The 20,962-nt window shown below is 41.5% G+C and carries 21 protein-coding genes; 8 read left to right on the top strand and 13 right to left on the bottom strand.

The features are described 5' to 3' along the window. The first annotated feature begins 754 nt into the window (after positions 1-754). Together F8S12_RS13680 and wecB are read left to right on the top strand one after the other, a co-directional pair. Complete coding sequence (locus tag F8S12_RS13680; protein WP_196516813.1) at positions 755-1,129, top strand: hypothetical protein; 375 nt, start codon at positions 755-757, stop codon at positions 1,127-1,129. A 274-nt stretch (positions 1,130-1,403) separates the two neighbouring features. Further along, positions 1,404-2,534 (top strand): non-hydrolyzing UDP-N-acetylglucosamine 2-epimerase, encoded by a 1,131-nt coding sequence (gene wecB / locus F8S12_RS13675; protein WP_196516812.1) that lies wholly within the window; start codon positions 1,404-1,406, stop codon positions 2,532-2,534. Positions 2,535-2,794: 260 nt separating this feature from the next. Here the strand turns inward: wecB and F8S12_RS13670 are convergent, their stop codons facing one another. Further along, positions 2,795-3,439 (bottom strand): peptidoglycan-binding domain-containing protein, encoded by a 645-nt coding sequence (locus F8S12_RS13670; protein ID WP_196516811.1) that lies wholly within the window; start codon positions 3,437-3,439, stop codon positions 2,795-2,797. Positions 3,440-3,781: 342 nt separating this feature from the next. Here F8S12_RS13670 and F8S12_RS13665 point away from each other — a divergent pair, with 342 nt between their 5' ends. Then, positions 3,782-4,021 carry a hypothetical protein gene (locus F8S12_RS13665; RefSeq protein ID WP_196516810.1) on the top strand — a complete coding sequence of 80 codons (240 nt, stop codon included), beginning with the start codon at positions 3,782-3,784 and terminating at the stop codon, positions 4,019-4,021. Between the two features lie 107 nt (positions 4,022-4,128). On the opposite strand, the gene F8S12_RS13660 is transcribed toward F8S12_RS13665, so the two are convergent. Both F8S12_RS13660 and F8S12_RS13655 read right to left on the bottom strand, forming a co-directional pair. Then, positions 4,129-4,839, bottom strand: coding sequence for a GDYXXLXY domain-containing protein (locus F8S12_RS13660; RefSeq protein WP_196516809.1), 711 nt, complete (start codon positions 4,837-4,839; stop codon positions 4,129-4,131). Positions 4,840-5,017: 178 nt separating this feature from the next. Beyond that, positions 5,018-6,439, bottom strand: a complete 1,422-nt coding sequence (locus tag F8S12_RS13655; protein WP_196516808.1) for a DUF2157 domain-containing protein — start codon at positions 6,437-6,439, stop codon at positions 5,018-5,020. A 226-nt stretch (positions 6,440-6,665) separates the two neighbouring features. On the opposite strand from F8S12_RS13655, the gene F8S12_RS13650 reads away from it, so the two are divergent. Further along, complete coding sequence (locus tag F8S12_RS13650; RefSeq protein ID WP_196516807.1) at positions 6,666-7,625, top strand: RsmB/NOP family class I SAM-dependent RNA methyltransferase; 960 nt, start codon at positions 6,666-6,668, stop codon at positions 7,623-7,625. Between the two features lie 237 nt (positions 7,626-7,862). Here F8S12_RS13650 and pip read toward each other — a convergent pair whose 3' ends face one another. Together pip and F8S12_RS13640 are read right to left on the bottom strand one after the other, a co-directional pair. Then, entirely contained in the window at positions 7,863-8,801 is a 939-nt protein-coding gene (pip, locus tag F8S12_RS13645) for a prolyl aminopeptidase (RefSeq protein WP_196516806.1), read from the bottom strand. A 42-nt stretch (positions 8,802-8,843) separates the two neighbouring features. Beyond that, positions 8,844-9,089, bottom strand: a complete 246-nt coding sequence (locus tag F8S12_RS13640) for a hypothetical protein (RefSeq protein ID WP_196516805.1) — start codon at positions 9,087-9,089, stop codon at positions 8,844-8,846. A gap of 399 nt (positions 9,090-9,488) precedes the next feature. Between F8S12_RS13640 and F8S12_RS13635 the strand changes: the two genes are divergently transcribed. Continuing rightward, positions 9,489-11,378 (top strand): S9 family peptidase, encoded by a 1,890-nt coding sequence (locus tag F8S12_RS13635; protein WP_196516804.1) that lies wholly within the window; start codon positions 9,489-9,491, stop codon positions 11,376-11,378. Positions 11,379-11,400: 22 nt separating this feature from the next. Here the strand turns inward: F8S12_RS13635 and F8S12_RS13630 are convergent, their stop codons facing one another. The 6 genes from F8S12_RS13630 to pheS form a co-directional block, all read right to left on the bottom strand. Then, a complete protein-coding gene (locus tag F8S12_RS13630) occupies positions 11,401-11,700 on the bottom strand; it encodes a DUF433 domain-containing protein (RefSeq protein ID WP_196516803.1) in 300 nt (99 codons plus the stop codon). 133 nt (positions 11,701-11,833) lie between these two features. Next, a complete protein-coding gene (locus tag F8S12_RS13625) occupies positions 11,834-12,175 on the bottom strand; it encodes a DUF4926 domain-containing protein (RefSeq protein WP_196516802.1) in 342 nt (113 codons plus the stop codon). Between the two features lie 44 nt (positions 12,176-12,219). After that, complete coding sequence (locus F8S12_RS13620; RefSeq protein WP_196516820.1) at positions 12,220-12,864, bottom strand: Uma2 family endonuclease; 645 nt, start codon at positions 12,862-12,864, stop codon at positions 12,220-12,222. A 124-nt stretch (positions 12,865-12,988) separates the two neighbouring features. Beyond that, a complete protein-coding gene (locus F8S12_RS13615) occupies positions 12,989-13,654 on the bottom strand; it encodes an MAE_28990/MAE_18760 family HEPN-like nuclease (RefSeq protein ID WP_196516801.1) in 666 nt (221 codons plus the stop codon). Further along, entirely contained in the window at positions 13,651-14,757 is a 1,107-nt protein-coding gene (locus F8S12_RS13610; protein ID WP_196516800.1) for a DUF262 domain-containing protein, read from the bottom strand. Before F8S12_RS13610 ends, F8S12_RS13615 begins: the two co-directional genes overlap by 4 nt. 252 nt (positions 14,758-15,009) lie before the next feature. Continuing rightward, positions 15,010-16,002 carry a phenylalanine--tRNA ligase subunit alpha gene (gene pheS, locus F8S12_RS13605; RefSeq protein WP_196516799.1) on the bottom strand — a complete coding sequence of 331 codons (993 nt, stop codon included), beginning with the start codon at positions 16,000-16,002 and terminating at the stop codon, positions 15,010-15,012. Positions 16,003-16,281: 279 nt separating this feature from the next. On the opposite strand from pheS, the gene surE reads away from it, so the two are divergent. The 3 genes from surE (at position 16,282) to F8S12_RS13590 (ending at position 19,696) form a co-directional block, all read left to right on the top strand. Further along, entirely contained in the window at positions 16,282-17,079 is a 798-nt protein-coding gene (gene surE, locus F8S12_RS13600) for a 5'/3'-nucleotidase SurE (protein ID WP_196516819.1), read from the top strand. A 286-nt stretch (positions 17,080-17,365) separates the two neighbouring features. Then, positions 17,366-18,262 carry an MBL fold metallo-hydrolase gene (locus F8S12_RS13595; RefSeq protein ID WP_196516798.1) on the top strand — a complete coding sequence of 299 codons (897 nt, stop codon included), beginning with the start codon at positions 17,366-17,368 and terminating at the stop codon, positions 18,260-18,262. A gap of 360 nt (positions 18,263-18,622) precedes the next feature. After that, the gene (locus tag F8S12_RS13590) at positions 18,623-19,696 is read left to right on the top strand and encodes a bifunctional riboflavin kinase/FAD synthetase (protein WP_196516797.1); all 1,074 of its coding nucleotides are present in this window, start codon (positions 18,623-18,625) and stop codon (positions 19,694-19,696) included. A 147-nt stretch (positions 19,697-19,843) separates the two neighbouring features. Here F8S12_RS13590 and F8S12_RS13585 read toward each other — a convergent pair whose 3' ends face one another. Beyond that, positions 19,844-20,461: a Uma2 family endonuclease gene (locus F8S12_RS13585; protein WP_230967997.1), complete on the bottom strand. Its 618-nt coding sequence runs from the start codon at positions 20,459-20,461 to the stop codon at positions 19,844-19,846. A 143-nt stretch (positions 20,462-20,604) separates the two neighbouring features. Then, positions 20,605-20,958: a DUF5615 family PIN-like protein gene (locus F8S12_RS13580; RefSeq protein WP_196516796.1), complete on the bottom strand. Its 354-nt coding sequence runs from the start codon at positions 20,956-20,958 to the stop codon at positions 20,605-20,607. Positions 20,959-20,962 lie beyond the last annotated feature (4 nt).

Genomic DNA, 20,962 nt, shown 5'->3' with positions numbered 1-20,962 from the left:
TGCTTTGGGAATTTGAGATTAGCAAAATGTGCAATCTGCGGTTAGCTGGCTTTTGAACAGGAGTGCGAGCCTCTTTTAAATTGATTTCGCCTATCAGGGAAAAAGCATCAATCAGAATCATCTTTCCCCAATCCAAAATCTAAAAATTGGTAATCAATCCATTGCATACACCTCAATTTGTATCTTTTTGTCCTAAAACTACGCTGCTTAAAAGACTTATAGAAATTTTTTAACTTATCTAACCTGGTTTAACACACGTAAGACATAAAAGTGGCTCAGTAAAAATCCGTAGTTAAATAAGTAATTTTAAATACATTCTATTTACTGTAAATATTCTAACTCCTAAATGAGAAATTTATTCCAGATATTGATAGGAATTGCTAGCAATTAACAGTACAAATACTAGCAATTCATTTATTCAGCCCATTTATAAATTATGAGAAAAACTAATAATTTTTATAAGAAATGTTAAGTTGAATAGGAGCAATGTCTTGGGGATCAAGGTTAAAAGCTGATGTTTTTTAGCTTCTATACCTGAAGAGGGATGTGGAAAATAAGTTTTTGAACAAATAGAAACCCAACTTTCCATTCATGATTAGAAAAAATTAACTGTAAACTTTAGTAACTAAATGCTCATTTTTCCGATTATTTTTTATATACTTAAGCATCAATGAACGATTCAGTTTACTCGCAAAAAACGAGACATAACTGAAATGAAAATTAAAACTTACTCTATATCTTGGGAGGAAAAGTCATGGTTTCTGCTCAAAGCTCTAATCTAGGAAAGACCCACTCCTTATTAATGGTTAAAAGCTTTTTAATCTGGACTTTCACGTTGGCAGTATGCTTGCTGGTTGTTGGTTTTCCACTAGTTTTTTTGATGGCTACGGTTGGGTGTCTGTTGTCAATTGTTTTGCAATCTGTGATGCCTGTTAGTGCTGTTTTGCTTGTAGCAGGCGCTTTGATAATGTTTAATGTCATGGCAGTTGTATTTGCTGCGGGTGTATTAACTATTAAAGGAATTCATCCTCAGGAAGTGAGATGGTTAAGCTGGCTGCATGGAGAGGCAGACCAAATGCAGACTACTGTTTACGCTGCTTGTCCTTTAACTTGTGAAATTAAAATGTAGTGTTTACACAGTTGAATTCGACAAACAGTGCGTCTGCCCGGTTAAGCCGGGTTTTTTCATGCTCTTTGAGATTTTACTTATGAAATTAAAATGTAGTTATTACAGTTGAATTCGACAAACAGTGCATCTGCCCGGTTAAGCTGGGTTTTTTGATATTTTGTGTGATTTATGCTTTTATATTTATGGTTTCTGTGATGATTTACCGTTAACTATTGACTATTGACCATAGACCATTGACTATAGCCATTGACTAATGACTAATGATTAATGACTAATGACTAATAAAAAGCAGGTTTGCATTATTTTGGGTACTCGTCCGGAAGCGATTAAACTAGCTCCGGTGATTCAGGTTTTCCAAAAGTTTTCAGATTTTGAGTTGCAAGTAATTCTAACTGGACAGCATCGGGAGATGGTTGAGCAAGTTATGCAACTGTTCAACATCAAGGCAGATTATAACTTGGAAATTATGCAGGCTCAACAATCTCTAAATGATATTACCTGCCGCAGTTTACAAGGGTTAGAAGCATTATTCCAAGTGAAAAAGCCTGATTTAGTGATAGTGCAGGGAGACACTACCACGGCTTTTGCCGCAGCTTTGGCAGCTTTTTATCAAAAAATTCCTGTCGGTCATGTAGAAGCAGGGTTAAGAACTAATGATATATTCAATCCTTATCCAGAAGAAGCTAATCGGCGCTTAATTTCTCAAATTACTCAGTTGCACTTTGCGCCAACTCCTTGGGCTGTGGAAAACTTGCACCGTTCTGGTGTTTTGGGTGAAATTCACATGACGGGTAACACGGTAATTGATGCGCTGTTGAATGTAGCTGCAACCCAAACAGTCTGCAATGTGCCAGGTTTAGAGTGGGAATCATATCGCGTTTTGTTAGCAACAGTTCATCGCCGGGAGAATTGGGGAGAACCTCTCGAAGCGATCGCTCAGGGATTTTTACAAATTTTAGATAAGTTTCCTGATACGGCTTTGGTGCTACCATTACACCGCAATCCAACAGTGCGAGTCCCCTTGCAGGAGCTTTTAGGGAATCATCCCCGAATTTTCTTGACAGAACCTTTAGATTATGGCGAATTGGTGGGAGCAATTGGGCGATCGCATCTTTTGCTCACTGACTCTGGTGGCTTGCAGGAAGAAGCCCCCAGTTTGGGAAAACCAGTACTGGTTTTGAGAGACACCACAGAAAGACCAGAGGCGGTTGCAGCAGGTACAGCGAAACTTGTGGGAACTGTAAGTCAGAATATTTTTGCAGCCGCTAGTGAGTTACTCAGTGATCAAGCTGCTTATGAAGCAATGGCAAATGCAATTAATCCCTTTGGAGATGGCCATGCAGCAGAGCGCATCTTGGAGATTGTGCAAAATTACTTGGGTCTTTCATCAAAAACTCCAACTTAGGAATGTGCATTAAACAAAATGCAAAATGGCGTTGCTGATTAATGGGATGAATTTTGTTTCGCGCAAAGGCGCAAAGGCGCAAAAAATCTAGATTTACCTTTTGCTAACAATCTCAATTCATCCCGCATTTATGCAACGCCTGCAAAATTTCTGTTTGTTAGGGTGCATTCTTCGACAGCGTAATGTAGCGAAAGCACTCTTGTATAGTTCGTTCATAACATAACGTACTATACGAGAGTTTAAGTTATTAACGTAAACTTCTAAATACCCATAGCTGCTCGAGTTTCAGGGCCTACAACACCATCTACAAGTAGACCTTTACTTGCTTGAAAGCTTCGGACTCGGCTAACAGTTTCTTGACCGTAAATGCCATCAACTCTAAGATTGCCTAAAGCTGTTTGAACGTCTCTCACAAGTTGACCTCTAGAACCAGGATTCAGAATCACGGAACCGCCAACACCACCAGGTCTAGTTACAGGAAGATTGTTAGTGTTAGGTTTATCACCAATCCATCGGGCAAAAACGTATCTACCCGTAGAAAGTCTAGCAAAACCGTTTTCATACCTTTCAATGGCTGGAAGTGTTGAGCCATTTGATACACAATCTATATAGGAGTAGTTGGTGCTTGGGCCTGTTCGGATGCGTAGACAACTGCCGTTAGTCTTTACATATGCAGCCGAACTCATTTGAATTTGGGTGAGGGCAACAAGTAATACACCAACGCCAGCTAAGGCTAACCAAGCTGAAGATTTAAGAAGTTTTTTCCAATTGAATTTAGATTTGGTATTTGCAGATGCCTCTTCTTTAGTAATAACTATGTTAGAAGATTTAGGAGGATGATATTTGGTGTTTGCAGATGCCTCTTCTTGGGCAATAAACATGTGGGAATAAGCAAGATATTCCATAACGCGCTCCTTATATATGAAAAATGGATGCTTACAGAGAAAAACTGAGTTGTTCTCTGTATTTATTCTTAGTATATTTTATATCACTACACTTGAAATAGGGTTTTACTGGTAGCAAAATTAATAAAAAATAAAAATTGATTCACGATCGCGCGCTGATTCGTTGTTAAGCGAGCAAATTGCCTTGTATAACTCGAAGCCATCTTCTATAGTATTGACTTCTGTTTCATGCAACAAAGCCATTGAACACAGTTAAAAATAGCTATTAGGATGACATTACCTGTCTAGATGTGTAAAGTAGTTGATAGTTAGTGACTATTTTAATTTTTGACGCATCTATCTATGGTTATAAAAAATCAACGTCTTTTGCTGCTAGTTGTTTCTTGTAGTATAACTGGTGTAATTTTGGGAGGTACTGCCAGCTGGGCAGAAAGTAATACCTGCTTGCAAGATAGCAAAGTTACAAATGAGTGTCTAACCCAAGACCCAATCCAAAAAACTATCCAAGGTATGAGCACTGGCTTGTTAGCTGGGGCTGGGGCTGCTTGCGGTGCGGCATGGCACTTACGGCACGAAGATTAAGCTTATGTATGTCTAAATTGCACGTAATTCGTCCTTTGTCATTTGTATTTATACAGGACAAAGGACGAACTTGCGAGTAAATATGCAATGTTTATTTGCCTAACAGCTTAAAAACGATAGTTGCGATCGCGCACCCACATACTAATTGGCACTGCCTTACCCTGTGGATCGACTTTTGCTTTCACCACAATGGGTGGCAGCTGTCCTCTCCTGGCGCGTTGGGTTTGTAAGTCGTTCCTAATCTGCTGGCGTTGATTTTCTGGGATATAATATGTTTCTAAGCCGTAATTGATGGAACCATCCTGATAAACACCTTTTAAGGCTACCTGATTGGCTCTTAGAGTTGTGGGGCGATCGCTACTGACTCGCAACGGTCTCCAAGCTCTAGGAACACCACGGCCAGAAGATAATTGCTCTTGTAAAATCACGTATACCTGCGTTCCTTCAGGCAATCGTCTGCCACTTCCACGACCTTTGCTGACTAATGTTTGCCAACCAGCCAGTCTGCTCAAATTTGCGGTACGGGATATATTGTAATCTAACGCTAGGGTGTTACCTTCCAACACATCGTTAGGGTTTACAGGCACGGTTTGCAAAATCACCGTCTTGCCCGTCATGTCTGTGTAAAGCGCTTGGGCTGGTACTGCCATAATTAGCCCTGTTTGCAGCGCCAGGGGTACTAGTAACCGCCAAAAAGGTAAGGGCTTATTCGATTTTTGTTCAGTGGCAATCAAGTAATCCCGAAAAGTCACCTTATTGGAAAATTCGGCTTCGGGAGACAAGGGTTTATTTTTAGATTCAGAAGAGCTATTAGTCATAACACGTAGTCCTAAAAAGCAGAGGTATTGAGGAGGTTATAAGTAACGAGATTAGGACTGACGCAGAGAAACTTTAAAAACTTTGACGCACAGAGATTTCAGAATTTTGGATTTTGGATTTTGGATTTTAGATTTTTTATTCAATTCAAAATCTAAAATTCAAAATCTAAAATTTGCACTACTTCTTACTTCCAAAGCTAGAGCCACCAGGTACGCGGCGTTCAAACCAGAGTCCAGCGCTAATTAAAGCAGAACCGCACAAGATAAAGACCAATGACTTGAAAAGTAAGTCTGTATCATACTCTTGCACCCGACTGATAACTTGCAGTGTTACTAACAGCATACCGCCCCAAAAGGAACTTCTGTTACTTAATTTCAATCCTTCTTGAATTAGTCCCCAGGCTAATGTTGCTAGAAGTACATTGAAAATAAAAATGCCAAGTTCATCAATTCGGCTGATAGTTTGATGCCAAAAAGGTACTAAGGTAATGAAGACAAGAAAGGTACTAATGACAGCAGTTGTGAAAATCACTTCGCGGCGCGGAGGATTATTTCTTTGACGCAGTAGAAACAACCATTGTAATACCGCCAAGCCACTGAGAATCCCTAAATCGATAATCGGCAGAGACTCGAACAAGTTTGTCAAAGTCGTTGGCTGATTATAACCATAATCTGGAGATTCCCAAACCCAACGAAAAGACAGTACATAAAAGATAATGCCAAAGCTCACCAATGCTAAATTACGGGCAAGAGATTGAAACAATCTGTAATTTATAGTTGGGAACAGTAGATCATCATAACTCCAGAATAAAGCAGGTGGGAGCGCAAAAGCAAAAGATGCCACCCAAGGAGCTATATCAGCATAATTCAACAGTGGTAGGGGATTGAGGTTGGCTTGTAAGGAACTGGCAAAGAGAAACGCTGCTAGAACAAAAATCCAACGGGAGCGGCAGATGTAGGCTAAGGGTACAAACAGCAGCCATGCCGACAAAGGCATGTGCTGTACCACTAGCCGAGACCAAGTTAACTCACCTGAAGAGTACCATAAGTCTTCTAGTCCCGTCCAGTACCCGATTTCAACAAGGACAATTGACAGAATTCCTAAAGAATTCAATGACAGACTGTACGCCATCACTACAACACCCAACCCCCAGGCGAGAAAAAGTTGGGAAATTGAACCGGCAATGTTGAACATCTGGGCCATCAGTAGTAAATTTGCACCTAAAATGAAAGCGCTTAAAATTAGCAATCCTTCTCCCAGTGAGCGTTTGCTTTGTTGCAACTTCTTGCCTTCAGGTTGCCTCCAGGTGTAAAAACCAGTGATAGCGATCGCAAAAAACAAACTTATTATTAGAATAAACTTGACTTCTCGTGATCCTCCCTGCCAGTTTCCTGCTATAAGGATAATTATGCCTAAGCATAAAAGTATGCCACCTACACCTATTGCGATCGCTTTATTGCGATCGCGTGCAGCAGTTTCCAGGTTTTTAAATTGGTAACGCTCTGCTATTTGCTCATACTGCGAAGAACTAATAAATCCTTCATCTCTCCATGATTGTGATTCTTTGCGTAATTTTTGCTGAAAATCATCTAAAAACATGACTTTCTCCGGTGCAGTGGGGTAGCTTGGCTATTGCGATCGCAATGGCGGTCATTATATTTTGAGTATGAAGCCAAAAGCCTTAATTACATTGTTCTTGTGTAACAGTTTGATTTGTATTCGGATACAAACTATTAATTTGTAATTCGTAATTCGTAATTCGTAATTCGTAATTAAGAAAGTCAGGTTACAGATGATTTAAAATTTACATTATTTATGTATCCAGATGGAAAAACCTTCTAATTTATTACTTAAAGTCTCGCGGCGCTTATTTACTAATCTAGATGAACAAGAAAAATTTCTTGAGGCTTTATTGAAACCTCAGCCTTTCTTACCCAGTATTCTTTGGTGTCAAGAAAAGCCAGAAAATTCGCCTTTTACAGTGGAAACACCAACTCATTGGCAACCACAATTTATAGACCGTTTAAACCTGGGAGAAAAACCCGGTAAGCATCCCTTGCATGAGAAAGGATATTTCTATTGTTTAGATTTTTCTTCTGTGTTTGCGGCTACTACTTTGTTAGCTATTCCTCAGTCAGTGCGTTTAGTTTTTGATATGTGTGCTGCACCCGGAGGTAAAAGTATCTTCGCTTGGAAAGCTTTACAACCTGACTTACTCATCAGTAATGAAGTAATTGGCAAACGTCTGGGAATGTTAATTTCTAATTTAAAACGTTGCCAGATTAACCCTAGTGCAGTGGTTAATAGAGATTCGAGTATATTTGCCGAAATATCACCATCTTCTAGCAATTTAGTGATAGTAGATGCTCCTTGTACTGGACAATCTTTACTTGCTAAAGGCGAAAAAGCACCCGGATGTTTTCACCCAACTGCTATTAATAAGAGTGCAAATCGGCAAAAGCGGATTATAGCTAATTCTGCTAAACTTGTTTCATCACAAGGCTACCTTGCTTATATGACTTGCACCTATTCACCTGAAGAAAATGAGCAGGTTTGTGAATGGTTTTTGGAACGTTTTCCCCAGTTTCAGCCGATGGAAATCAGTAATTTAGCAAAATATCAGTCTCATTTAACTACAATGCCTTGTTATCGAATGTTTCCTCAAGATAGGTTAGGCGCTGGTGCGTTTACGGTATTGTTTAAAAATACTAATGAGGATGATCATAAAGAAGTAGATTTAAATACAATATCTTCGTTATATATCTACCAAAATCTAAAACAGTAAAGTTAGTTACATTAGACCTCTTGCATAAATAATTTTTTGTCTCACGCAAAGGCAAGGCAGCGCGGTCTTGGGGGTTTCCCCCATGAGTGACTGCCGCGCAAAGGCGCAAAGAAGAAAGCGAAAAGAAGGACTTTTGCAAGAGGTCTATTGGTGGCATATAGGAATCATAAATCATTCGTGAACAATGAGATCCGTAACTTCTTAGAGAAGTCGGAATTTGAGTCTATCCTTTTAGAATTAAATATTATCTGTTGCTTGAATCAAAGCATTACAAATTCCTGGTTCACTCATCGAGTGCCCAGCATCAGGAACCACAATAAATTTGGCTTCTGGCCAAGCGCTATGTAATTCCCAAGCTGATATCATTGGGCAGACTATATCATAGCGCCCCTGAACAATTACAGCCGGAATATGGCGGATACGGTGTACATTTAAGAGTAATTGATCTTCTGTTTCCAGAAATCCCTTATTCATAAAGTAATGGCATTCAATACGTGCGAAAGCTGAGGCAAATTGACTCTCACCAAACTTTTGCATGAGTTCTGGATCTAAGAAAAGTCTACTGGTACTCGCTTCCCAAATTGACCAAGCACGCGCTGCTGTTAATTGAATTTTTAAATCTGGATTGGTCAACTGCTTGTAATACGCTGCGATCATATCATCACGTTCGGCGATCGCAATCGGTTTTAAATATTCTTCCCAAGCATCAGGAAAAATATAGCTAGCACCCTCTTGGTAGAACCATCGTAACTCTTTTTGCCTCAGCATGAAGATACCACGCAGAATTAGCCCCGTGCATCGAGAGGGATGGGTTTGACTGTAGGCTAATGATAAAGTGCTACCCCAACTACCACCGAAGACCACCCACTTTTCTATACCTAAATGTTGGCGCAGTTTTTCGATATCACTGACTAAATCCCAAGTGGTATTTTCTCGTAATTCAGCATGGGGGGTACTTTGACCACAACCGCGCTGGTCAAACATCACTAACCGCCATTTTTCTGGGTGGAAATATTGTCGATAAAAAGCTGGACATCCACCACCAGGTCCCCCATGCAGCAAAACGATGGGTTGACCTTGCGGGTTCCCTGACTCTTCAAAATGAATGGTATGAAGGTCGGAAACTTGTAAACTACCTTCTAGATAAAGTTTGATTGCTGGGTAAAGTTCTCGCATTTTGCATATTTTATCAGTAATGTTGTCATAGCGATCGCTGCGTTAGCATGACGTTGTTGAGGCATCGGCGAGTATCAAAGACTCGTCGGCGAGTATCAAAGACTCATCGGCAAGTATTAAAGACTCATCGGCAAGTATTAAAGACTCATCGGCGAGTATTAAAGACTCATCGGCGAGTATCAAAGACTCATCGGCAAGTATTAAAGACTCATCGGCGAGTATCAAAGACTCATCGGCAAGTATCAAAGACTCATCGGCAAGTATCAAAGACTCATCGGCGAGTATCAAAGACTCATCGGCGAGTTTTGCTTATCGCTGATTGTAATACCAATTCTCTCAACTAAAGCTACAAATTATTGTGTTTTACTTCCCAACTCGTCTAGATCAAGAACAGGCTGCTTCAACAGATAAATTTTTGGCGTTGCATAATTGCAAGATGATTTCTTTCACGCAGAGGAGCCAGTGCGTTGGGCGGGTTTCCCGACTTAAAGCACCTGGCGTCGCGCAGAGGATAAGGAGTTTTAGATTTTAATACATAAAATTTTATCTTTTGATTCGGCAACGCTAAATTTTCTTAACTCAACTGCATTGCCCCATCGTCTATTTTTTAGCTAGGTTCACCCAATAGGATGAATTGTCATTTTCACTACCAAGTGACAATAGGGTAATCAAGTAGAGAATCAAAATATGTCATCTGCCCAAGCGCCCTCCCTACCACCACTGATTCCGCGTGAAATTCTGTTTGGAAATCCCGAAAAAACCAGCCCACAACTCTCGCCTGATGGCAAACACTTGGCATATATTGCCCCTGATGAGAAAAATGTATTGCAGATATGGTTGCGAACTGTAGGACAAGAAGATGGACAAATACTAACTGCTGACAAAAAACGCGGTATTCGCATTTTCTTCTGGACTTATAACGCCGACCAGTTGATTTATATGCAAGACTCGGATGGTGATGAGAATTTTCACCTCCACTTGGTTAATATTCACTCCAAGATTGTGCGTGACTTAACGCCATTCCAGGGTGTAAAAGCCGAACTCGTGGAACTGGAACCCAAATTTCCAGATCAAGTACTGGTAGCGTTGAACTTGAACAATCCCCAAAAGTTTGACGTTTACCGCATCAACTTAAAAAATGGTGCAGTGGAGTTTGACACCGACAACCCCGGTAATATTATCAAATGGACATCTGATGCCGATTTCCAGATACGTGCAGCAACAGCTAGTACACCCGATGGTGGTTACGATTTGTTATTGCAGAAAACGACAGATAAACAGTGGGAAATTTTCCGCCACTGGGGGCCAGAAGAGGAAGGGAGTTCTGTTAGCTTCTCGGTTGATGGCAAAACTCTTTATATTCAAGGCAATCATGATGCAAACGCCAAACGTCTGCTAGCTGTTGACCTAGACACCCGTCAAGAAACCGTCATCGCTGAAGATGAACAGTATGATGTGGTGGGGATAATCATTCACCCATTGACACGAGTTATCCAAGCAGTTTCTTTCTACAAAGATAAACAGGAATGGCAGGTAATCGATCGCAGTATTGCCGTTGATTTTGAGGAAATCGCCAAGGTGCGTCCTGGGGAATTCTCTATAATTAGCCGCGACTTGGAAGATAAAACCTGGCTACTGGCTTATAGAACTGACAATGGGCCGGTTTATTACTATGCCTATAACAGAGAGTCAAAAACTAGCACTTTCCTCTTTAGCAACCAACCCAAACTCGAAGCGTTGCAGTTAGCTTCAATGCAACCGATTTCTTATGAGGCGCGGGATGGCTTAACTATCCACAGTTACCTAACAACTCCTGTGGGAATACCTACCCAGAATCTACCAACAGTACTGCTGGTTCATGGTGGCCCTTGGGCGCGGGATACTTGGGGTTTCTCTGCCACAACGCAATGGCTAGCTAACCGGGGTTATGCTGTTCTGCAAGTCAATTTTCGCGGTTCCACTGGCTATGGCAAAGCATTTTTGAATGCTGGTAATCGGGAATGGGCGGGCAAAATGCACGACGACTTGATTGACAGTGTTAACTGGCTAGTGGAACAAGGCATTTCCAACCCGCAAAAAATTGCGATTATGGGCGGTTCTTATGGCGGTTATGCCACTCTAGTGGGGTTGACTTTTACACCAGAAATCTTTGCTGCTGGTGTGGATATTGTGGGGCCTAGTAACCTGATTACCCTGATAGAAACTATACCGCCCTATTGGGAACCGATGAAGGCAATGCTTTCCCATCGCGTTGGTAATTTAGAGACAGAAGAGGAGTTTCTGAAATCGCGATCGCCTTTATTCTTTGTTAACCGGATTCAAAAACCTTTACTTATCGGTCAAGGTGCAAACGATCCACGGGTGAAACAATCAGAAAGTGATCAAATTGTCAATGCAATGCAACAGGCTGGTTTGCCAGTGCAATATGCACTTTACAGCGATGAAGGACATGGTTTTGCCAGACCAGAAAATCGTTTGCATTTCTTTGCGATCGCAGAGGAGTTTCTCGCCAAATACTTAGGTGGGAGATTTGAACCTTTAGCAGATATCCCCGGTCATTCAGGAATAGTTAAATAAAGTTTCAAAATGGTGGTTAGTGTCATTCACCAACCACCTTAATATTTTTAATTACAGATAGATGTATTAACTTATCAGGTATTCGGTTTCGCTCAATGTATTCATTAATCTCTGCCTGATGATCGAGATAAAAACTCAAGGCATCAAACACTTGTGCTAAGGTCAGATGTGGCAGATGGTTCAGGATTTCTTCTGGCATAATCCCCAACCGCCACAAACCGACAATGGCACGAACAGATGTCCGAGTACCTATAATAAGTGGCTCTCCACTCAAAATTTCAGGGTTACGGGTAACGTAGCGTGAGGAAGTTTCAGCGAACATAGAATAAATCACTCAGCAGAACTGGCGTTGCCTTTAGTTTACCAATAGTTATGGTCAGCAGCAGGTTGGTTTGGCAGACTAGAAAATGGTTTGAGCGAGGGATGCGATCGCCGCGGATTTTCTCGCCAAATACTTAAGTGGGAGATTTGAACCTACTCTGATGTTCAGACTCTTCTTTTTGCAAGAGAAAATCAAGATAGTCTTGTAATTGCAATAGCCTCGCTCCAGATAGCTGGCGTAACTTGGCTAAAATCATTTCTTCTTGCTGCCACTGGGCAATGGGGATAATTTGAGATGCTGGTACTTCGATCGTCACATGGGGCAGATCAAACCCTTCCAAACTATACCCGTCCTCTTGCCCTTCAGGCATGGGGTAATGTTCCACAATTGTTGCAACATTCCCTCGTTTCAGGTTGTATTCTGGTAAGTCCTGTGCTAAGGCAACTTGGGAGAATAGGGGGTGCTGTACCTTCATAAGTTGGCTCCAATTACTTCGCCTGTCTTTATTTTAAATTTTTACTAAGAAATGGCATCGTCCGCATTGCTTTCTCCAGCTTTGAGTACTTGCTCTGCGGTTAGCTGTAATTCTGGGAAAATGGTAGATGCGATCGCAATATTTCCTGTAAATCTGGTTTCTTCATAAAACCCGTCAACTAATATCAGTACGGTAACTGCATTTATTTGTGGATCAACAATCCAATATTCAGCAATTCCCCTTGCGGCATATTCGGAACGTTTGTAGCGATAGTCCCGGTTTTCATTAACTTTGCCAGGAGAAACAACTTCAACAACTAATGCCGGAGGTGGCATATCCAGAGTAATTGTGGATCGCGTTGCACCTTCTAAGGCTGTTGCAAGTTCATCCGTCAGCACAACTAAGTCAGGAATGCGAGTTGTTGCACGAGAACCAGCAACAACAATTTCAACTTTGTTACTTAGCCGATTGAACGGGACGAACTTGAGGAAATTGACTAGCAAAAAGAGAGATATCTGGACATTTTTTGGGCTTTCGGGTGGCATTGCAACTAACTCACCTGCCACCAGTTCATATTGGCTATCCGTGCGATCGTCATACTTAAGATATTCCTCAAGCGTTAGACGTTTGCCACGCTGTTGAACCCGTTCAGTAGGTTTTCCGCCAACCCGCAGTACCGCTTGCTTCATCTGTTCTTCAGTCACTTCTGGAATGTCAGAAAGATCAATGTCTTCATCTTGCATTGCATCAATCCTCTCCCAATTAGCTTGAAAACCCGTGTTTGCCTAAATTTGATTGCCGCTTATTTTCATGTTAAAGCGATGTGATAGATGTACTTTGGCAATAATATTGTTTTGTAGACGCACAATTATCTATCTGATTACGGAAAAGATCGATTATCGCTACTATTTCTCCGTGTAATTCATCATAGTCTTCTTCATTTATATCAAGAGAGTTTCCATGAGCAATCATATTTCTTTTCTTTAGTAATTTTTGATCTATTAGTACTTCTTTTGATTCATATAAACTGTAATCTAAACCTAGCATACATACTATTTCTTTAAAAACTGATGATGATAAATTAGATGTCGCAATTCTATTTTCGTATTTTATTACACTTCGCTCTGTCAGTTTTGTTATAAAAAATTCTGCGACTTCATTGTATATAGTTGCTTTATTTGTTTGATTTGCTTGATCCAACTTATCTTTCATTGCCAATGCTATAAAATTGTTGGAAAGTTTATTATAAGGAAGACCCTGCATAGCAACAAACTCTAAGTAAGTATTGGCTGCTACCTTGATAAACCCCTCCCAATGAGCATAAAGCATGGTGATTCCACTACGAAGTAATGCCTTTTGTTTTCCTGACGAGAATGACTTTAAATCAATTAGGGCTTTCAATGCTGAAAGTTCTATTTTTCGCCATGCAAGTTCTTCTGCCAGCTTATCACTAAGCTGCTCTACGGTACGTATTTTCATGGCTGAAACATTTGACGACCAAAGGGAACTAGTTTTGGTACTCTTCGCTGTGCAGTAGTACCTGAGCCTGAAGAATTTGTGTATTCAGGATTTGTCCAAATTTGTTTTACTTTTTCACTTATATTGATATGTGAATGAGATAACTGTTCATAGTTGTAACCAATTCCTAAAGCAATTACCTCATAAGCAGAAACTAAAAATCCTCCTAAAAACTTATCTTTGTTAGGCGCATATCTACGAAAACTATCACTTCCCATTTGTTCATATAAAATTTCAAATGTTTTATTAAATGCAGCTTCTTCTTCAGTATAATTAAACTCTTTATTCTTAGCCATTTCTACCATCTTATCAGTCAAAAAGCCACTTAAATCATTACCTATTTTTTTCATGTCTCTTTCTTCAAGAGTACGGAACACTAAAAACCTGATTAGTAGCTCAATATCATATTGTTCTTCAATAGGCCTCTCACTTAAAGCTATACACTCCCTAAACATTTCATTTTGACTTAACTTTTTAACCCAATGGAACATTTCTCTGTTAAACATTACTAAAATGCAGTTTCTAATCTCTTGCGGAGTAGCTATTGATCCCCCATTATTTAATCTCTGAAATAACTCATATTTTGCAATTTCATCACTTTCTTTTAGAAGAATAGTTGCATCAATCTTTGCTCTTTTGATTAACAATCTCTGAACTTGCGTTAGAGAATTTGGTATATCGTATGGATCTTCCCACTTTTTACCTTCCAGATTTGGCAAATATTTAGTTTTGTCAAGAACCAATGGATCTAGAGGCTTTTTATCTTCATCCTTTAGTTTTCCAATAAACTCATATATCGTTGATAATCTTTGAAGACCATCTACAACATCCCATACTCCATCCTCACGTTGAGAAACAAAAATTGGTGGAATAGGTATACCTAGTAAAATTGATTCTATCAAGCTTGTCTTTTGACTCTTATCCCAACGAAAAAACCTTTGAAACTCTGGATGTATATCAATTTCTGCATTTTCATATAGGCTGATCCATTCCCCAATAGACATGGAATAGTGATCGGCTCTAATCTCTTGTCTCATTTTGTCGATTTCTTCCTGAAGTCCCATGGTTTTACTCCAATTTTGTTGAGAATATGGAAATTTTTGCCAGGTTAGCCAATTTTTTTATTTCTATCTTTCAGGCTAAGACAGTTAACTTTTGATCATCATCAAGCTGCAATAAACAAAACTAAACTGTCAGAACTAAACAATAAAAAGCTTCAAAAGCCTGCAAAACAAGCAGGCTTCTCGGTGTAATCCTAAGTTTATGGGTAATTAGTGACTTATGCAATTAGCCCATTCTATCTTTGAATCAATTACCTAAAATTGCTGCAAAAACCGCAAATCGCTAGCATACAAGCGACGAATATCATCGATTTGATGTAACACCATTGCAAAGCGCTCTACACCAAAACCAGCAGCAAACCCTGTATAAATTTCTGGGTCATAACCCACAGACTTAAGTACATTTGGATCGACCATACCGCAGCCCATCACCTCCAGCCAGCGCCCATTCCACTGTAAATCCACCTCAGCCGAGGGTTCAGTAAAGGGGAAATAACTGGCGCGGAAGCGAATTGGTAACTCGCCAAATATTGCTTGTAAAAATACCTTAATTGTGCCTTTGAGGTCTGTAAAAGTTAATCCCTCGTCAATGGCTAAAAGTTCTATTTGATGGAAAACTGCTGAGTGAGTCGCGTCTACATTATCTCGTCGATAAACTCGCCCTGGAGCCACAACCCGGATCGGTGGTTCTTCTCTTTCCATGTAACGAATTTGCACTGACGAGGTATGAGTCCGTAAAAGATTACCATCTGGCAGGTAGAAAGTATCCTGCATATCACGGGCGGGGTGGTCAGGGGGGGTATTGAGAGCCTCGAAATTGTAGTAATCTGTTTCCATCTCTGGCCCTTGAGCCACGGTGTAACCCATACCGACAAAAATATCCAGTGCGCGGTCGATAATACCATTGAGGGGATGAATGCGACCTTGGGGACTGTAAATTCCCGGCATAGTTACATCCAGAGTTTCAGCCTCTAACTGTACCTGGATTTGCGCGGCTTCCAAAGCGACTCGTTGCTGGTCTAGACTAGTTTGCAGGGATTCTTTGACTGTATTAGCGATCGCTCCAATTATTGGTCGTTCCTCTGCGCTCATCTGCCCCATACTTCGCAACAGTGCCCCCAGTTCCCCTTTCTTACCCAGATAGTTCACTCTGAGTTCTTCTAGGCGTTCTAGGGTATCAGCGGCTGCGATCGCTTTTTCTCCTGACTGCCGCAGTGCTAAAAGTTGAGCTTCTAAATTGCTAGTCATTAGTTATTCGTCATGGGTCATTGGTCATTAGTCATTAGTCTATAGTCAAAAGCTCTCAACTGCTTGATAAATAAACATACAGCTATGCCATTAACACTAACATCTCAATTAACTAAACAACGGGTTAGACAAGTTGCTCAGAGCAACTTGTTAAAAGTAGGCAAACTTCCGCCACAGTGTACTAGTGAGTATATATGTTTTTTTGCCGCCTGTGACCTGCGACATTGACAAATGGCTTATAACAAATAACAAATAACAAATAACTAATGACCAATGACTATGAAATTACTAATTAGCAATGATGACGGCATTTCTGCCTTAGGTATTCGTACCCTAGCCAACTACTTGGCAGAGGCAGGTCATGATGTTACTGTAGTTTGCCCAGATCGAGAGCGATCGGCAACTGGACATGCCTTAACTCTACACCAACCTATTCGCGCCGAAATCGTTGAAGAGATTTTTCATCCCGCTATCAAAGCTTGGGCTTGCGATGGTACGCCTTCAGATTGTGTCAAATTGGCGCTGTGGGCTTTATTAAAGACTCCCCCCGATTTAGTTCTCTCTGGCATTAATCAAGGTGCGAATTTGGGAACTGAAATTTTGTATTCCGGCACTGTTTCTGCGGCAATGGAAGGTCTAATTGAAGGCATTCCCAGTATAGCGCTGAGTCTTACTAGCCACACCTCTAAAGACTTTCAACCTGCTGCTAAATTTGCCAAAATTCTCGTAGATCAGTTAGCGCAAAGAGCGCTACCAGATTTGATGTTGCTCAACGTTAATATTCCTGCTGTTAAATGGGAAGAAATTGCCGGAGTTACTCTTACCCGTCAAGGAGTGCGGCGTTATATTGATGTATTTGATAAACGAGTTGATCCTCGTGGAAAAACGTACTACTGGTTAACCGGAGAAGTAATTGAGGATGTAGAACCCCCAACCGGATTAAATCTGCCTCAAAATGTACCTACAGATGTACATGTTATACGTAAAAACTATATCAGTATTACCCCCTTACAATACAATCTTACCTACGCAACTGGACTAGATAAATTGTCTGACTGGGAATTCCAGTTTCCGTGAATCATTTGATTATCAGGACAAAACTGGGGTTATTTAAATGCAGCAAAGAAAAATGTAGGCTATAACGTAGGGGCACTCTTGAAATAACCGATACAAATCCACCCTAAAAACTCGAAAATTTTACCTGACAGTATTTCATCCACATTTACACAATCAGCCAGAAACAGGGTATGCTGTTTTACCAAGAAATCCTCCCTCTACCAAAATCGGTCAGACAGCATAAACTTAGACAAAATAAGTAACAATTTTTCCCATTATCGCCCGCTCAGTCCAGCAAGCAATACCTATGTCTAGGATAGAGAACCAATTTACCGTACAATTTTGGGGCGTTCGCGGCAGCATCCCCAGTCCAGGGCCATACACTGTTCGTTACGGCGGTAATACCCCTTGCATATCAATGCAAGCGGGCGATAAACGCTTAATTTTCGATGCTGGCACGGGACTACATGTTTTGGGGCAATCTATGTTGTGCCAAATGCCGTTAGAAGCTCATATATTTTTTACCCACTCTCACTGGGATCATATGCAGGGTTTTCCCTTCTTTACCCCAGGGTTTGTTAAGGGGAATGACTTTCATATCTACGGCGCGATCGCACCTGATGGTTCTACCATTGAACAGCGCCTCAATGACCAGATGTTGCACCCGAACTTTCCCGTACCCTTGCAGATTATGCAAGCCAATTTAAATTTCTACGACATTCGACCGGGGCAACCAATCCACATTGATGACGTTACGGTAGAAACAGCACCTTTAAACCATCCAGGTGAAGCCGTAGGCTACCGCGTCAACTGGCGGGGTGGTGCTGCTGCTTATCTGACTGATACCGAACATTTTCCCGACCGACTCGATGACAATGTGCTGTGGCTAGCTCGTAATGCCGATATTCTGATTTACGATTCCACCTACACTGACGAAGAATACCACTCCCCAACATCCCCAAGAATTGGCTGGGGACATTCTACATGGCAAGAAGCTGTGAAAGTGGCACAAGCTGCCAACGTCAAAACTCTCGTGATTTATCACCACGACCCCGCGCACAATGACGACTTTTTGGATCGTGTAGGAAAACAAGCTGCTGCAAAATTTCCTGGTGCCATCATGGCACGGGAAGGAATGGTACTTCAGGTTCCCATCTCCGTTTCATTATCAGAATCTTTTCCTGTTAGCAAGTTTTCTATCTAAAGATTGCGATCGGAGATTTTAGATTAGATTGGTGATTAGAGGCTTTCAGCGCGAGAGCGTATCTGTTGGCTGCATAGTGAGACAGTGCTGCCCAGAATTGTTGGAGCACCGACCACAGCAGAAGGGCGACAGGAGGACACAGTTTGTAGATTCACCAACTCAGCCCAGACATACACAGACGCCCTTTTTTGGGGCTGATGGTAGGGTAAAACCTCGTTACAATTTCCCCGTAAGCTCAAGACCTCATGGGCAGTTGGTGGAGGTTCAAACCCATTTACAATAGCTGTCCTCCTCAGGGCGGCTTACCATAGGGTAGCTTCCTGCTGATAGCTAAAATAAACCTAAAATCTCAGAATCTACGTGCTAAATTTGTCTCAAAATGGGTGTTCTGTGTGGGTTGCTTCTTCGACCGAAGGGCTGCTAACGCCGAATGCTGTTGCGCTTGGCAAGTTTGATGGTGTTCATCTTGGTCATCAAAAAGTAATTCAACCAGTCTTGCACGCTGGTGGTCAATTGTTAGTAGCCAGTCATCCGCAGTTAAAGGAAAATCAACAACTGACAAATAAAGAATATATTTACTCAACAGTTGTCACCTTTGACCCCCATCCACAGGAGTTTTTTACAGGGCAACCCCGGACTTTATTAACGCCACTGGATGAAAAAGTCCAACAATTGCGATCGCTTGGGGTAGAACAACTGGTACTACTACCCTTTGACAAAGAGTTGTCTGCTTTGACCCCCGAAGAATTCGTCGAAAAAATTCTCGTGCAACAACTGCGATGCCAGCGAATTAGTATCGGGGAAGATTTTTGTTTTGGCGAAAAGCGTAGTGGTACTGCCAAGGATTTGCAATTACTTGCCGCCAAGCATAATATCCCCGTTACCGTGGTTCCCTTACAAACTTATACAGGTGACTCGCCCACCCAAAGCAGTTGTGTTAGTACTACTCCGACTCAGGATGTCCGCATTAGCACTTCATTGATCCGCCAAAACCTTGAACACGGAGATGTCGAAAACGCAAATCTACTACTAGGACGCCCCTACACCCTCCTTGGTGATGTCGTTCAAGGTCAACAACTAGGTAGAACAATTGGCTTTCCCACCGCCAACCTGCAATTACCAAAAGAAAAGTTTTTGCCCTGCCAAGGAGTCTATGCTGTCCGCGTTTTCAATATCAGTGAAACATCAGATGCCGCTCCTAGCGAGAGCTTGGGCGTAATGAATATCGGTAATCGCCCAACCATAAATGGTACTTATTCATCTGCGGAAGTACATTTATTCGATTGGTCAGGTGATTTGTATGGTAAAAAACTGGCTGTGCAGCTAGTTAAATTTTTGCGCCCTGAACAAAAATTTCCTTCTCTAGAAGCTCTGAAAACACAAATTCAACTTGACTGCCTTGTTGCCAAAGAAGTTTTGAGTGCTGGAGCGTAAGCGCAAAGCTAGGAGTTATATCATGTCCGTTTAAATGCTTGTCATAGGCGTAGCCCGCACTTCGGCAAGCTCAGTGACCATCGTAGACATCGCTTTCTGTAAGAACCCCTGCTGACTAGCGATGTCTACGAAAATCTCGCCCATGCGTTAAATCTCTCGACGAAATGCTCTAATAGCTTCTCCAGCATCGGTCTCAGCCATCAAAATGTAGCGTCTCAGTAAATCCAAATTGAGGTCATTGAGTCCGGGCAGTTGGCTGCGCTCGATGCGTTCATAGCTGCCGTCATGCAGATGATAGAGTGTTAACAGCCCATCTTCCCAAAACCAGACTTCCAGTACTCCCAGAGCTTTATAGCGTTCTAACTTGTTGATACGACCACTGGTAAAAACGACTTCGATGGACAAATCTGGAATCAATTTAACGCTGCCAATACAGTAGGACTCGTCCGCTTGAACCGAGACAACCCCTTCTTTTTCCTGGGTCATTGATCGGGTTGGCTGAAAGAAAATGCCTTTTTCGACGAGAAAGGTTGTCACTAAATAACCGATGATACTGGCAAAAATTTCATGTTCGCGTCCTGGCATGAGAATCTCGATCGCATCGTCATAGTAAAACAGCCGCACACCAGGAGAACCATCAAAACCCTTTTGGATGAACTTGAACTGTTCCCACGTCCCATAATGGACAATGCGTTGGTCGGTAGTTCGGTCGAGTAGTGGGGGCATCCCGTTCACCTCTAGCAATCCCTGCCTGAATTGTGACATACTCTTTACCAGCATGACTATATATAAGCTTTGAAAATAATTGATTTGTTTTTGATCGCTCCTTCATGAATCTCCTCAATTGCGTAGACTACGCCTACGCAGTTTTACGAAGGTCATGAGAATAATCCCTTCTTCAGTCCTCTTCAACGCAACGGCAAAAATCGTACTTGCCCTTCCCATTCTCCTTCCAAGCTACACTCATCTAATAACAGGATTTCCTCGATCGCCAAACCAACTGGAACACGACGACTAACCTCAAATAACCCAGGCATTGACAAGCCTGTTTGCACTCGTTCATAGGCAAAGTTTGTCATTGTTGTTACATCGTGAGTTAGCACTATACGCCCGTTCTGTGCTGCCCATTCCAAGACAGTTGGGTCGTCTGCTTCCGCCAATTCAACATCCTGAACACGGACAATATCAATATTGGAATTACGACGCAGAACACCACGAACAATCTGATTATTAAAGTTCTCGTCTGCCAAGAATCGCAACATTTTA

This window comes from Nostoc sp. WHI (assembly GCF_015714725.1).
In the GTDB taxonomy this organism is placed as follows: Bacteria; Cyanobacteriota; Cyanobacteriia; order Cyanobacteriales; family Nostocaceae; genus Nostoc.
Note: the sequence above shows the minus strand (reverse complement) of the source record. Positions and strands in the feature narration are given on the sequence as shown.